Source organism: Streptomyces sp. NPDC002958, assembly GCF_055563255.1.
Map to the genome: position 1 here is coordinate 65,732 of NZ_JBVHDS010000019.1, position 13,760 is coordinate 79,491.

The window sequence follows — 13,760 nt, forward strand, 5'->3', positions numbered from 1 at the left end:
GAAAGGGCGAACCCGCGCCAACACGGCGGCACGTTTCTGCGGAGGGGCGTCAGCCCTCGTCGTGGGCGACGGCGCGGCGCGCGTCCGCGTCCAGCACGCCCCAGCTGATCAGCTGCTCCGTGAGCACGGACGGCGACTGGTCGTAGATCACGGCCAGCGTGCGCAGGTCGTCCTGGCGGATGGACAGCACCTTGCCGTTGTAGTCGCCGCGCTGGCTCTGGATCGTCGCGGCATAACGCTGCAGCGGTCCGGCCTTCTCCGGCGGGACGTGGGCGAGGCGCTCCAGGTCCAGGACGAGCTTCGGCGGCGGCTCGGCGGCCCCGCCGGGCGTCGTACCGGGCAGGAGCTCCTGCACCGGGACTCCGTAGAAGTCCGCGAGTTCGGCGAGGCGCTGTACCGTCACGGCACGGTCGCCGCGCTCGTACGAACCGACCACGACGGCCTTCCAGCGGCCCTGGGACTTCTCCTCCACGCCATGGAGGGAGAGGCCCTGCTGAGTGCGGATGGCACGGAGCTTGGCCCCGAGCTGTTTTGCGTATTCGCTGGACATAAGGCTCCCCGGACGCTGGAACATTTTGCGGCTCCGCCGCGTGGCTGGTAACTCACTGTGAGGTTACGCAGCGTTACTTGGATGCGTCAAGCCGAATGGTCCGGACCGGCACCTCCCGGGGGTGCGATCAGGGCCTGGAACAAGCCCTGGTAACGTTGATGACGCAATTTCGACGTCCTTTAAGGTCCGTCCAGTGAGGCGGAGAAGGAGGTCCGTTTCTTATGGACGCACAGCACGAAGCCACCGGCAATGCGGCACGCCCCGTTCTCGAGGCTCCCGACATTGCCCGAGCACTGACCCGAATCGCCCACGAGATCGTCGAACGCGCCAAGGGCGCCGACGACGTGGTGCTCCTCGGTATCCCGACGCGGGGCGTCTTCCTCGCCGGCCGGCTGGCCGAAAAGCTGCAAGAGATCACCGGCCGGAAGATGCCGGTCGGCTCCCTCGACATCACCATGTACCGCGACGACCTGCGGCTGCGCCCCGCGCGCGCCCTGGCCCGCACCGAGATCCCCGGCGACGGCATCGAAGGCCGGCTGGTCGTCCTCGTTGACGATGTTCTCTTCTCGGGCCGTACGATCCGCGCCGCGCTCGACGCACTGGGCGACATCGGCCGGCCCCGCGCGGTGCAGCTCGCGGTCCTCGTCGACCGCGGTCACCGCGAACTCCCGATCCGTGCCGACTACGTCGGCAAGAACCTCCCCACGTCGCTGAGGGAGACGGTCAAGGTCCAGCTCGCCGAGGAGGACGGCCGCGACGCCGTGCTGCTCGGTGTCCAGCAGACCGCCCCGGTGGGCGAGCAGTAGCTGCACTGCACACGTACGGCGTAGATCGAGCCCGTACGGCCGCTTCAGCGCGCCCGCATGCCACCCTCCAGTCACACCCGGAGAACACCCAGATGAAGCGCCACCTCATCTCGGCCGCCGACCTCACCCGCGACGACGCCGTCCTGATCCTCGACACCGCCGAGGAGATGGCCCGAGTCGCGGACCGGCCGATCAAGAAGCTCCCGACCCTGCGCGGCCGTACCGTCGTCAACCTCTTCTTCGAGGACTCGACGCGTACCCGCATCTCCTTCGAGGCCGCCGCCAAGCGCCTCTCCGCCGACGTCATCAACTTCTCCGCGAAGGGCTCGTCCGTCTCCAAGGGCGAATCGCTCAAGGACACCGCGCTCACCCTGGAGGCGATGGGCGCCGACGCCGTCGTCATCAGGCACGGTGCCTCCGGTGCCCCGTACCGCCTCGCCACCTCCGGCTGGATCGACGGCGCCGTCGTCAACGCCGGTGACGGCACCCACGAGCACCCCACCCAGGCCCTCCTGGACGCCTTCACCATGCGCCGCCGCCTGGTCGGGGCCGACAGTGGTCTCGGCCGGGACCTCGAAGGCCGCCGGATCACCATCGTCGGCGACATCCTGCACAGCCGGGTGGCCCGCTCCAACGTCCACCTGCTGAACACGCTCGGCGCCCACGTCACCCTGGTGGCCCCGCCGACCCTCGTCCCGGTCGGCGTCGAGCACTGGCCGTGCGACATCAGCTACAGCCTCGACGAGGTGCTGCCGAAGTCGGACGCGGTGATGATGCTGCGTGTGCAGCGCGAACGGATGAACGCCGCGTACTTCCCGACCGAGCGCGAGTACTCCCGCCGCTACGGACTGGACGCCGACCGCATGGCGAAGATGCCCGGGCACGCCATCGTCATGCACCCCGGTCCGATGGTCCGCGGCATGGAGATCACCGCCGAGGTCGCCGATTCCGACCGGTGCACGGCCGTCGAGCAGGTCGCCAACGGCGTCTCGATCCGCATGGCCGTCCTGTACCTGCTGCTGGGCGGCTCCGAGCCCGCTGCCCCGGCCCACTCGTCGCCCGCCACCCCTGCCCGTACCGAGGAGAACAAGTAACCATGAGCAAGATCCTTATCCGCGGCGCGAAGGTCCTCGGCGGCGAACCCCAGGACGTCCTGATCGACGGCGAGACCATCGCCGCAGTCGGTAGTGGCATCGAGGCCGGTGACGCGACCGTCGTCGAGGCCGAGGGCCAGATCCTGCTGCCCGGCCTGGTCGACCTCCACACCCACCTGCGCGAGCCCGGCCGCGAGGACTCCGAGACCGTCCTCACCGGGACGAAGGCGGCGGCCGTCGGTGGCTTCACCGCCGTGCATGCCATGGCCAATACCTTCCCGGTCGCCGACACCGCCGGTGTCGTCGAGCAGGTCTGGCGGCTGGGCAAGGAGTCCGGCTACTGCGACGTGCAGCCGATCGGCGCCGTCACCGTCGGCCTGGAGGGCAAGAAGCTCGCCGAGCTCGGCGCCATGCACGATTCGGCCGCCGGAGTGAAGGTCTTCTCCGACGACGGCAAGTGCGTCGACGACGCGGTGATCATGCGGCGCGCGCTGGAGTACGTGAAGGCCTTCGACGGCGTCGTCGCCCAGCACGCCCAGGAGCCCCGCCTCACCGAGGGCGCCCAGATGAATGAGGGCATCGTCTCCGCGGAACTCGGTCTCGGCGGCTGGCCCGCCGTCGCCGAGGAGTCGATCATCGCCCGCGACGTCCTGCTCGCCGCCCACGTCGGCTCCCGGGTGCACATCTGCCACCTGTCGACCGCCGGCTCCGTCGAGATCGTCCGCTGGGCCAAGTCCAAGGGCTGGAACGTCACCGCCGAGGTCACCCCGCACCACCTGCTCCTCACCGACGAACTCGTACGGTCCTACAACCCGGTCTACAAGGTGAACCCGCCGCTGCGCACCGAGGCCGACGTCATGGCCCTGCGCGAGGCGCTCGCCGACGGCACCATCGACTGCGTCGCCACCGACCACGCCCCGCACCCGCACGAGGACAAGGACTGCGAGTGGGCCGCCGCCGCCATGGGCATGGTCGGCCTGGAGACCGCGCTCTCCGTCGTCCAGCAGACGATGGTCGACACCGGCCTCATCGACTGGGCGGGCGTCGCCGACCGGATGTCGTTCCGTCCGGCCGCCATCGGCCGTCTCGACGGACACGGCCGGCCCGTCTCGGCCGGTGAGCCCGCCAACCTCACGCTGGTCGATCCGGCTTACCGTGGTGTCGTGGACCCCGCGGGCTTCGCCTCCCGCAGCCGCAACACTCCGTACGAGGGTCGTGAGCTGCCCGGGCGTGTCACCCACACCTTCCTGCGGGGCCGTGCCACGGTCGTCGACGGGAAGCTCGCGTGACATCACTCACCCCCCTGTACCTCCAGCTCGCCGCCGAGCAGAAGTCGGCCGAAGTGACCGACTGGCCCGCTCGCATCAGCTGGGTCATCGGACTGTTGGTCTTCACCGCCTTCGTCTACTGGCTGATGCGCCAGGGATGGAAGTGGCGGGGAAGTCTCCAGTCCGGCCTGCCGGAACTGAGCTCCACCCCGGAGGGGTTCGCGGACGGCGAGAAGCTGCTGACGTTGACCGGCCGGTACCACGCCTCGACCACCGCCGGGCAGTGGCTCGACCGGATCGTCGCCCATGGCCTCGGTACCCGCAGCCGCGTCGAGCTCACCCTGACCGACCAGGGCCTCGACGTCGTACGACCCGGGGCAGCCGACTTCTTCGTCCCGGCCGCCGCACTGCGTGAGGCCCGGCTCGACAAGGGCATCGCAGGCAAGGTCCTCCCCGAGGGCGGCCTGCTGATCATCACCTGGGCGCACGGCGACAAGCTGATCGACTCCGGGTTCCGCTCCGACCGCTCGGCCGAGCACCCGGCCTGGGTCGAGGCCATCAACCATCTCAACAGCACTACGGAAGGCACCGCACGATGACGATCTCCACCCGGGGAGCCGCCAAGGCTCCCGCCGTACTCGTCCTGGAGGACGGCCGCGCCTTCCGCGGCCGCGCCTACGGGGCCGTGGGGGAGACCTTCGGCGAGGCGGTGTTCTCCACCGGCATGACCGGCTACCAGGAGACGCTGACCGACCCCTCGTACCACCGCCAGGTCGTCGTGATGACCGCCCCGCACGTCGGCAACACCGGTGTGAACGACGAGGACCCCGAGTCCGGACAGATCTGGGTCGCCGGATACGTCGTCCGCGACCCCGCCCGGGTGCCGTCGAACTGGCGCTCGCAGCGCTCGCTCGACGAGGAGCTGGAGCGTCAGGGCGTCGTCGGGATCAGCGGCATCGACACCCGGGCCCTCACCCGCCACCTGCGCGAGCGTGGCGCCATGCGCGTCGGCATCTTCTCCGGTGACGCCATCGCCGACGAGGCCACGCTGCTGGCCCGCGTCAAGGAAGCCCCCGAGATGGTGGGCGCCGACCTCTCCGCCGAGGTCGCGACCAAGGAGACGTATGTCGTCCCCGCGATCGGCACCAAGAAGTTCACCGTCGCCGCGATCGACCTGGGCATCAAGGGCATGACCCCGCACCGGATGGCCGAGCGCGGTATCGAGGTGCACGTGCTGCCCGCCACCGCCACGCTGGAGGAGGTGTACGCGGTCGAGCCCGACGGCGTCTTCTTCTCCAACGGCCCCGGCGACCCCGCCACCGCCGACCACCCCGTCTCCGTCATGCAGGGCGTCCTGGAGCGGAAGACCCCGCTCTTCGGCATCTGCTTCGGCAACCAGATCCTGGGCCGCGCCCTCGGCTTCGGCACGTACAAGCTGAAGTACGGCCACCGCGGCATCAATCAACCCGTGCAGGACCGTACGACCGGCAAGGTCGAGGTCACCGCGCACAACCACGGCTTCGCCGTCGACGCCCCGCTCGACAAGGTGTCCGACACGGAGTTCGGCCGCGCCGAGGTCTCCCATGTCTGTCTGAACGACCAGGTCGTCGAGGGGCTGCAACTCCTCGACCGGCCGGCCTTCAGCGTCCAGTACCACCCCGAGGCCGCCGCGGGCCCCCACGACGCCGCGTACCTCTTCGACCGCTTCGTTTCCCTGATGGAGGGCCAGCGTGCCTAAGCGCTCCGATATCCAGTCCGTCCTGGTCATCGGCTCCGGCCCGATCGTCATCGGCCAGGCCGCCGAGTTCGACTACTCCGGAACCCAGGCCTGCCGTGTCCTCAAGGCCGAGGGCCTGCGCGTCATCCTGGTCAACTCCAACCCGGCGACGATCATGACCGACCCGGAGATCGCCGACGCCACCTACGTCGAGCCGATCACCCCCGAGTTCGTCGAGAAGATCATCGCCAAGGAGCGCCCCGACGCGCTGCTCCCCACACTGGGCGGCCAGACCGCGCTCAACACCGCGATCTCCATGCACGAGAACGGTGTCCTCGAGAAGTACGGCGTCGAGCTCATCGGCGCCAACGTCGAGGCCATCAACAAGGGCGAGGACCGCGACCTCTTCAAGGGCGTCGTCGAAGCCGTCAACGCCAAGATCGGCCACGGCGAGTCCGCCCGCTCGGTCATCTGCCACTCCATGGACGACGTCCTGGCGGGCGTCGAGACGCTCGGCGGCTACCCCGTGGTCGTCCGGCCCTCCTTCACCATGGGCGGCGCCGGCTCAGGTTTCGCCCACGACGAGGGGGAGCTGCGCCGGATCGCCGGCCAGGGCCTCACGCTCTCCCCGACCACCGAGGTGCTCCTGGAGGAGTCCATCCTCGGCTGGAAGGAGTACGAGCTGGAGTTGATGCGCGACAAGCACGACAACGTCGTGGTCGTCTGCTCCATCGAGAACTTCGACCCGATGGGCGTCCACACCGGTGACTCGATCACCGTCGCCCCGGCGATGACGCTCACCGACCGCGAGTACCAGCGGCTGCGCGACATCGGCATCGCGATCATCCGCGAGGTCGGCGTCGACACCGGCGGCTGCAACATCCAGTTCGCCATCGACCCGACCGACGGCCGCGTCATCGTGATCGAGATGAACCCGCGCGTCTCCCGCTCCTCGGCGCTCGCCTCGAAGGCCACCGGCTTCCCGATCGCCAAGATCGCCGCCAAGCTGGCCGTCGGCTACACGCTCGACGAGATCCCGAACGACATCACCGAGAAGACCCCGGCTTCCTTCGAGCCGACCCTGGACTATGTCGTCGTCAAGGCCCCGCGGTTCGCCTTCGAGAAGTTCCCTTCCGCCGACTCCACCCTCACCACCACCATGAAGTCGGTGGGCGAGGCCATGGCGATCGGCCGGAACTTCACCGAGGCGCTCCAGAAGGCACTGCGCTCCCTGGAGAAGAAGGGCTCGCAGTTCTCCTTCACCGGGGAGACCGGCGACAAGGCCGAGCTGCTGGCCGAGGCGGTCCGCCCGACCGACGGCCGGATCAACACCGTCATGCAGGCGATCCGGGCCGGCGCCACCCAGGAAGAAGTCTTCGACGCCACGAAGATCGACCCCTGGTTCGTCGACCAGCTCTTCCTGATCAAGGAGATCGCCGACGAGCTGGCCGCCGCGGACGAGCTCGGCCCCGAGCTGCTGGCAGAGGCCAAGCGTCACGGCTTCTCCGATGTCCAGATCGCCGACATCCGCAGCCTGCGCGAGGACGTCGTGCGCGAGGTGCGACACGCCCTCGGTATCCGCCCGGTCTACAAGACGGTCGACACCTGTGCCGCCGAGTTCGCCGCGAAGACGCCGTACTTCTATTCCAGTTACGACGAGGAGAGCGAGGTCGCGTCCCGCACCAAGCCGGCGGTGATCATCCTCGGCTCCGGCCCCAACCGCATCGGCCAGGGCATCGAATTCGACTACTCCTGCGTCCACGCCTCCTTCGCCCTGAGCGACGCGGGCTACGAGACCGTGATGGTCAACTGCAACCCGGAGACCGTCTCCACCGACTACGACACCTCCGACCGCCTGTACTTCGAGCCCCTGACGCTCGAGGACGTGCTGGAGATCGTGCACGCCGAGTCCCTCGCGGGACCGGTCGCCGGTGTCATCGTCCAGCTCGGCGGCCAGACCCCGCTGGGTCTGTCGCAGGCGCTCAAGGACAACGGTGTGCCGGTCGTCGGTACCTCCCCGGAGGCGATCCACGCCGCCGAGGACCGCGGCGCCTTCGGCCGCGTTCTGGCCGAGGCCGGACTCCCGGCCCCGAAGCACGGCACCGCCACCACGTTCGACGAGGCCAAGGCCATCGCCGACGAGATCGGCTACCCCGTCCTCGTACGCCCCAGTTACGTGCTCGGCGGCCGGGGCATGGAGATCGTGTACGACGAGACGCGGCTCTCCTCGTACATCGCCGAGTCCACCGAGATCAGCCCCACCCGACCGGTCCTGGTCGACCGCTTCCTCGACGACGCGATCGAGATCGACGTCGACGCGCTCTACGACGGCACCGAGCTCTACCTCGGCGGCGTCATGGAGCACATCGAGGAGGCCGGTATCCACTCCGGCGACTCCGCCTGCGCACTGCCCCCGATCACGCTCGGCGGCTACGACATCAAGCGGCTGCGCACCTCCACCGAGGGCATCGCCAAGGGCGTCGGCGTACGCGGCCTGATCAACATCCAGTTCGCGCTCTCCGGCGACATCCTGTACGTCCTGGAGGCCAACCCGCGCGCCTCGCGCACCGTCCCCTTCACCTCGAAGGCGACCGCGGTCCCGCTCGCCAAGGCCGCCGCCCGGATCTCGCTGGGCGCGACCATCGCCGAGCTGCGCGAGGAGGGCCTGCTGCCAGCGAACGGCGACGGCGGCACCCTGCCGCTCGACGCGCCGATCTCCGTTAAGGAAGCCGTCATGCCGTGGTCGCGCTTCCGCGACATCCACGGCCGCGGTGTCGACACCGTCCTGGGCCCGGAGATGCGCTCCACCGGTGAGGTCATGGGCATCGACTCGGTCTTCGGCACGGCGTACGCCAAGTCGCAGGCCGGTGCCTACGGCCCGCTGCCCACCAAGGGCCGCGCCTTCATCTCGGTCGCCAACCGTGACAAGCGCTCGATGATCTTCCCGGCGCGTGAACTCGTCGCCCACGGTTTCGAGCTGCTCGCCACCTCCGGCACCGCCGAGGTCCTCAAGCGCAACGGCATCAACGCCACGGTCGTGCGCAAGCAGTCCGAGGGTGTGGGCCCGCAGGGCGAGAGGACCATCGTCCAGCTGATCCACGACGGCGAGGTCGACCTGATCGTCAACACGCCGTACGGCACGGGTGGCCGCCTCGACGGCTACGAGATCCGTACCGCCGCCGTGGCCCGGTCCGTGCCGTGCCTGACGACGGTCCAGGCGCTCGCCGCCGCCGTCCAGGGCATCGACGCACTCACCCACGGAGGCGTCGGCGTCCGGTCCCTCCAGGAACACGCGGAGCATCTGACCGCGGCCCGCGACTAGCAGCCGAGAGGGGGACACCGGAAACGGTGTCCCCCTCTCTGTGAGGACACCGAGGACCCCAGGACACCGAGGACACCCCGATGTACAAATTCTTCTTCCAGCTGGTCTTCAAGCGGATGGATCCGGAGCAGGCCCACCACCTGGCCTTCCGCTGGATCCGCCTCACCGCGCGCATCCCCGTACTGCGCATCTTCGTCGCCGCCGCGCTCGCGCCCCGCTACAAGGAGCTGCGCACCGAGGCCCTCGGCCTGCGGATGCACGGCCCCTTCGGCCTCGCCGCGGGCTTCGACAAGAACGCCGTCGCGATCGACGGCATGTCGATGCTCGGCTTCGACCACATCGAGATCGGTACGGTCACCGGCGAGCCGCAGCCCGGCAACCCCAAGAAGCGCCTTTTCCGCCTCGTCGCGGACCGCGCGCTGATCAACCGCATGGGCTTCAACAACGAGGGCTCGGCCGCCGTGGCCGCGCGCCTGGCCGCCCGTAATCCCGTCTTCAGGACCACGGTCGGCGTCAACATCGGCAAGACGAAGGTTGTGCCGGAGGCCGAAGCGGTCGGCGACTACGTGAAGTCCACCGAACGTCTCGCCCGCCACGCCGACTACCTCGTCGTGAACGTCTCCTCGCCCAACACGCCCGGCCTGCGCAACCTCCAGGCCACCGAGGCGCTCCGGCCGCTGCTGAGCGCCGTACGCGAAGCAGCCGACCGGACCGTCACCGTCCGGCGGGTCCCCCTGCTCGTCAAGATCGCCCCGGACCTCGCGGACGAGGACGTCGACGCGGTCGCCGATCTCGCGGTCGAGCTGGGCCTGGACGGCATCATCGCCACCAACACCACCATCGCCCGGGACGGCCTCGGCCTGAAGTCCTCGCCGTCCCTGGTCGAGGAGACCGGCGGGCTGTCCGGTGCGCCCCTCAAGGCACGCTCCCTGGAGGTCCTCAGCCGCCTGTACGCGCGGGTGGGCGACCGGATCACCCTGGTGGGTGTCGGGGGCGTCGAGAACGCCGAGGACGCCTGGCAACGCATTCTCGCCGGTGCCACGCTCGTCCAGGGCTACAGCGCCTTCATCTATGAGGGCCCGTTCTACGCCCGGGAGATCCACAAGGGCCTGGCAGCGCGCCTGGCCGCCTCCCCGTACGCCACCCTCGCCGAAGCCGTCGGCGCCGAAACCAGGAAGGCCACCGCATGATCCCGGAACCGTTCGGCGCACGTTTGCGCCGCGCCATGGACACCCGCGGGCCGCTCTGTGTCGGCATCGACCCGCACGCCTCGCTGCTCACCTCCTGGGGCCTGAACGACGACGTAGCGGGTCTGGAGCACTTCACTCGTACGGTCGTCGAGGCATTGGCGGACCGGGTCGCCGTGCTCAAGCCGCAGTCCGCGTTCTTCGAGCGCTTCGGCTCACGCGGCATCGCCGTCCTGGAGAAGGCCGTCGAGGAGGCGCGCGAAGCCGGTGCGCTCGTCCTGATGGACGCCAAGCGCGGCGACATCGGCTCCACCATGGGCGCCTACGCGGCGACCTATCTGGACAAGGACTCGCCGCTGTTCTCGGACGCGGTCACCGTCTCGCCGTACCTCGGCTTCGGTTCGCTGCGCCCCGCGCTCGACGCGGCCGTCCTTTCCGGCGCGGGCGTCTTCGTGCTCGCCCTCACCTCCAACCCCCAGGGAGCGGAGGTTCAGCGCGCCACCGCCGCCGACGGCCGTTCGCTGGCCCAGCTGATGCTCGACCACATGGCCGCCGAGAACGAGGGGGCGACCCCACTCGGCTCGGTCGGCGCGGTGGTCGGTGCCACACTCGGGGACGCGGGCGTGAATCTCGCCATCAACGGCCCGCTGCTCGCCCCCGGGATCGGGGCCCAGGGTGCGACGCCCGCGGATCTGCCCGGCGTCTTCGGTGACGCGGTGGGCAATGTGCTGCCCAGTGTGAGCCGGGGCGTACTGAGTCAGGGGCCGGACGCGGCAAGGCTGCGCGAAGCCGCAGATCGACTCACGGACGAGGTTCGGGCGGCCGTCGCAGACAAGTGACTATGCCACGTAACAGGGTGTTGACCGAATCCTGACCAAAAAACTCGGTTGTTATGCCTGAAATGTCCTGGTCGGCTGAGGCTGACCAGGACTTTTCGTTGGTTCTCGCTGACTCGAGCCGTCTTGGCCGCTAGTCTCCGTCGAGAGCCGACGTGCACAAGCTGTCCGTCGCTCACCTGGTGCGGAGCGTCCAGCTTCCTCACCGGTCCGTATCCGACAGATCGACATCCGAGGTGACGTAGGCGTGGCTCTTCCGCCCCTTACCCCTGAACAGCGCGCAGCCGCGCTCGAAAAGGCCGCCGCGGCTCGCCGGGAGCGGGCCGAGGTCAAGAATCGACTCAAGCACTCCGGCGCCTCCCTCCACGAGGTCATCAAGCAGGGTCAGGAGAACGACGTCATCGGGAAGATGAAGGTCTCCGCCCTTTTGGAGTCCCTGCCGGGCGTGGGCAAGGTCCGCGCCAAGCAGATCATGGAGCGGCTCGGCATCTCCGAGAGCCGCCGGGTCCGGGGTCTCGGCTCCAACCAGATCGCATCCCTTGAGCGTGAGTTCGGCGGCAGCGCCGCCTGACGTTCTCAGGCACCCCTGAGAACCTGGATAATCGCTTCATGGCTGCAACATCCCGGGGGACGTCCCCCGTACCCCCGGACGTACGTCCGCGGCTGACCGTGCTCTCCGGCCCCTCGGGGGTCGGTAAGAGCACGGTCGTCGCCCATATGCGCAAGGCTCACCCCGAGGTGTGGCTCTCGGTGTCGGCGACGACCCGCAAGCCGCGACCCGGCGAGCGCAACGGTGTCCACTACTTCTTCGTGGACAGCGACGAGTTCGACAAGCTGATCGCCAATGGCGAGCTGCTGGAGTGGGCCGAGTTCGCCGGTAACCGGTACGGCACACCCCGCCGTGCCGTGCTCGACCGCCTGGAGGCGGGCGAGCCGGTGCTGCTGGAGATCGACCTCCAGGGGGCCCGGCTGGTCCGACAGTCGATGCCGGACGCCCAGCTCGTCTTCCTGGCCCCGCCGAGCTGGGAGGAGCTGGTCCGCCGGCTCACCGGCCGCGGGACCGAGTCCGCCGAGGTGATCGAGCGCCGGCTCGCCGCCGCCAGGATCGAACTGGCCGCCGAGTCCGAGTTCGATACGACGCTGGTCAACACCTCCGTCGAGGATGTGGCGCGTGAGCTGCTAGCCTTGATGCTGGAGACATCCGGCCAACGTGACAGCAGCGACTGACGCAGCCGACACACGCGCACCACGGAACTGAACTCCGCACTGTCAAAGATTTCTTTGATCTTTACCCCCTTCGGAAGGCAGAGAGTGTCCTCTTCCATCACCACGCCCGAGGGCATCATCAACCCGCCGATTGATGAGCTCCTTGAGGCCACCGACTCGAAGTACAGCCTCGTGATCTACGCCGCCAAGCGCGCGCGCCAGATCAACGCGTACTACTCGCAGCTCGGTGAGGGTCTCCTGGAGTACGTCGGTCCGCTCGTCGACACCCACGTGCACGAGAAGCCGCTCTCGATCTCGCTTCGCGAGATCAACGCGGGCCTGCTCACCTCCGAGGCCATCGAGGGCCCCGCGCAGTAGGCAGGAATTGCACCTTCACCACAGGCCCGGCGGCAGTGACCGCCGGGCCTGTGGTGTGTCCGGGCCGACAGCATCGGACCGGGTGCGGTGAGGCAGCATGGGGGTGTTCGTATCCGAGTGCGGGGAGACGCAGTGGACAAGCCGAAGGTCGTTCTTGGGGTCAGCGGGGGCATCGCCGCGTACAAGGCGTGCGAGCTGCTGCGCCGGCTGACCGAGTCCGGTCACGATGTGAGGGTCGTCCCGACCGAGTCGTCGCTGCACTTCGTGGGGGCGGCCACCTGGTCGGCGCTCTCGGGCCACCCGGTGTCGACAGAGGTCTGGAACGACGTCCACGAGGTGCCGCACGTCAGGATCGGACAGGACGCCGACCTGGTCGTCGTCGCCCCCGCCACCGCCGACATGCTCGCCAAGGCCGCCCACGGTCTCGCCGACGACCTGCTCACCAACACGCTCCTCACCGCCCGCTGTCCGGTCGTCTTCGCGCCCGCCATGCACACCGAGATGTGGGAGCACCCCGCCACCCAGGAGAACGTCGCCACGCTGCGCCGCCGCGGCGCCGTCGTCATCGAGCCCGCCGTCGGCCGTCTCACCGGCGTCGACACCGGCAAGGGCCGGCTGCCCGACCCGGGGGAGATCTTTGAGGTCTGCCGCCGGGTACTGGCCCGCGGCCCCGTCGAAGCCGACCTGGCCGGCCGTCACGTGGTGATCAGCGCGGGCGGCACGCGAGAGCCGCTCGACCCGGTGCGCTACCTCGGCAACCGCTCCTCCGGCAAGCAGGGCTACGCCCTGGCCCGCACCGCGGTCGCCCGCGGCGCCCGGGTCACCCTCATCGAGGCCAACACCGGCCTGCCCGACCCGGCAGGCGCAGACGTCCTGCACGCCGGGACCGCCATACAACTGCGCGAGGCGGTGCTGAAGGCCGCCGCGGACGCCGATGTGGTCGTGATGGCGGCGGCGGTCGCCGATTTCCGCCCCGCCGAGTACGCAACGGGGAAGATCAAGAAGAAGGACGGCCAGGAGCCCGCGCCCATCACGCTCGTACGGAACCCCGACATCCTCGCCGAGGTCGCCGGCGAACGCGCCCGGCCGGACCAGATCGTCGTCGGTTTCGCCGCCGAGACCGACAGCGTCCTCGCCAACGGCCGCGAGAAGCTCCGCCGGAAGGGCTGCGATCTCCTCGTCGTCAATGAGGTGGGGGAGCGCAGGACATTCGGCTCCGAGGAGAACGAAGCGGTGGTCCTCGCGGCCGACGGCACGGAGACCCCGGTGCCGTACGGCCCCAAGGAGGCGCTCGCCGACACGGTCTGGGATCTCGTGTCGTCGCGTCTGCGATGAAATTCTCGCTCTACGTCGTCGAACAGCCCAAAACCCCTTAAATAAGGGTGTAAACGGCTTT

13 protein-coding genes are annotated in these 13,760 nt (G+C 69.2%); 12 read left to right on the plus strand and 1 reads right to left on the minus strand.

Translation table 11 applies throughout. From position 1 onward, the window contains the following. Positions 1 to 49: 49 nt before the first annotated feature. A complete protein-coding gene (gene bldD / locus ACZ3IC_RS26170; protein ID WP_014157378.1) occupies positions 50 to 550 on the minus strand; it encodes a transcriptional regulator BldD in 501 nt (166 codons plus the stop codon). 221 nt (positions 551 to 771) lie between these two features. On the opposite strand from bldD, the gene pyrR reads away from it, so the two are divergent. The 12 genes from pyrR (at position 772) to coaBC (ending at position 13,699) form a co-directional block, all read left to right on the plus strand. Next, entirely contained in the window at positions 772 to 1,356 is a 585-nt protein-coding gene (pyrR, locus tag ACZ3IC_RS26175) for a bifunctional pyr operon transcriptional regulator/uracil phosphoribosyltransferase PyrR (RefSeq protein ID WP_467419812.1), read from the plus strand. Between the two features lie 92 nt (positions 1,357 to 1,448). Further along, positions 1,449 to 2,450: an aspartate carbamoyltransferase catalytic subunit gene (locus tag ACZ3IC_RS26180; RefSeq protein ID WP_467419813.1), complete on the plus strand. Its 1,002-nt coding sequence runs from the start codon at positions 1,449 to 1,451 to the stop codon at positions 2,448 to 2,450. A gap of 2 nt (positions 2,451 to 2,452) precedes the next feature. Then, positions 2,453 to 3,739, plus strand: coding sequence for a dihydroorotase (locus ACZ3IC_RS26185; RefSeq protein ID WP_467419816.1), 1,287 nt, complete (start codon positions 2,453 to 2,455; stop codon positions 3,737 to 3,739). Further along, a complete protein-coding gene (locus ACZ3IC_RS26190) occupies positions 3,736 to 4,317 on the plus strand; it encodes a PH-like domain-containing protein (protein ID WP_467419818.1) in 582 nt (193 codons plus the stop codon). The genes ACZ3IC_RS26185 and ACZ3IC_RS26190 overlap by 4 nt, the downstream gene beginning before the upstream one ends. Next, entirely contained in the window at positions 4,314 to 5,456 is a 1,143-nt protein-coding gene (gene carA, locus ACZ3IC_RS26195; RefSeq protein WP_467419820.1) for a glutamine-hydrolyzing carbamoyl-phosphate synthase small subunit, read from the plus strand. Before ACZ3IC_RS26190 ends, carA begins: the two co-directional genes overlap by 4 nt. Continuing rightward, a complete protein-coding gene (gene carB, locus ACZ3IC_RS26200) occupies positions 5,449 to 8,757 on the plus strand; it encodes a carbamoyl-phosphate synthase large subunit (RefSeq protein ID WP_467419823.1) in 3,309 nt (1,102 codons plus the stop codon). Before carA ends, carB begins: the two co-directional genes overlap by 8 nt. 80 nt (positions 8,758 to 8,837) lie before the next feature. Continuing rightward, on the plus strand, positions 8,838 to 9,947 hold the full coding sequence (locus ACZ3IC_RS26205; protein ID WP_467419825.1) for a quinone-dependent dihydroorotate dehydrogenase: 1,110 nt from the start codon (positions 8,838 to 8,840) through the stop codon (positions 9,945 to 9,947). Beyond that, complete coding sequence (pyrF, locus tag ACZ3IC_RS26210) at positions 9,944 to 10,783, plus strand: orotidine-5'-phosphate decarboxylase (RefSeq protein ID WP_467419828.1); 840 nt, start codon at positions 9,944 to 9,946, stop codon at positions 10,781 to 10,783. Before ACZ3IC_RS26205 ends, pyrF begins: the two co-directional genes overlap by 4 nt. A 244-nt stretch (positions 10,784 to 11,027) precedes the next feature. After that, on the plus strand, positions 11,028 to 11,351 hold the full coding sequence (locus tag ACZ3IC_RS26215; protein ID WP_014157387.1) for an integration host factor: 324 nt from the start codon (positions 11,028 to 11,030) through the stop codon (positions 11,349 to 11,351). Between the two features lie 38 nt (positions 11,352 to 11,389). Next, positions 11,390 to 12,007: a guanylate kinase gene (gene gmk, locus ACZ3IC_RS26220; RefSeq protein ID WP_467419831.1), complete on the plus strand. Its 618-nt coding sequence runs from the start codon at positions 11,390 to 11,392 to the stop codon at positions 12,005 to 12,007. Positions 12,008 to 12,091: 84 nt separating this feature from the next. After that, positions 12,092 to 12,364 (plus strand): DNA-directed RNA polymerase subunit omega, encoded by a 273-nt coding sequence (rpoZ, locus tag ACZ3IC_RS26225; protein WP_037695306.1) that lies wholly within the window; start codon positions 12,092 to 12,094, stop codon positions 12,362 to 12,364. A 132-nt stretch (positions 12,365 to 12,496) separates the two neighbouring features. Further along, the gene (gene coaBC / locus ACZ3IC_RS26230) at positions 12,497 to 13,699 is read left to right on the plus strand and encodes a bifunctional phosphopantothenoylcysteine decarboxylase/phosphopantothenate--cysteine ligase CoaBC (protein ID WP_467419834.1); all 1,203 of its coding nucleotides are present in this window, start codon (positions 12,497 to 12,499) and stop codon (positions 13,697 to 13,699) included. The last annotated feature ends 61 nt before the right edge of the window (positions 13,700 to 13,760 follow it).

Bases quoted from the DNA above. Each gene is read 5' to 3' on its own strand.
- ACZ3IC_RS26185 (WP_467419816.1), top strand. From the start codon at position 2,453: ATGAGCAAGATCCTTATCCGCGGCGCGAAGGTCCTCGGCGGCGAACCC.
- pyrF (WP_467419828.1), top strand. From the start codon at position 9,944: ATGATCCCGGAACCGTTCGGCGCACGTTTGCGCCGCGCCATGGACACC.
- ACZ3IC_RS26180 (WP_467419813.1), top strand. From the start codon at position 1,449: ATGAAGCGCCACCTCATCTCGGCCGCCGACCTCACCCGCGACGACGCC.
- gmk (WP_467419831.1), top strand. From the start codon at position 11,390: ATGGCTGCAACATCCCGGGGGACGTCCCCCGTACCCCCGGACGTACGT.
- carA (WP_467419820.1), top strand. From the start codon at position 4,314: ATGACGATCTCCACCCGGGGAGCCGCCAAGGCTCCCGCCGTACTCGTC.
- pyrR (WP_467419812.1), top strand. From the start codon at position 772: ATGGACGCACAGCACGAAGCCACCGGCAATGCGGCACGCCCCGTTCTC.
- ACZ3IC_RS26205 (WP_467419825.1), top strand. From the start codon at position 8,838: ATGTACAAATTCTTCTTCCAGCTGGTCTTCAAGCGGATGGATCCGGAG.
- bldD (WP_014157378.1), bottom strand. From the start codon at position 550: ATGTCCAGCGAATACGCAAAACAGCTCGGGGCCAAGCTCCGTGCCATC.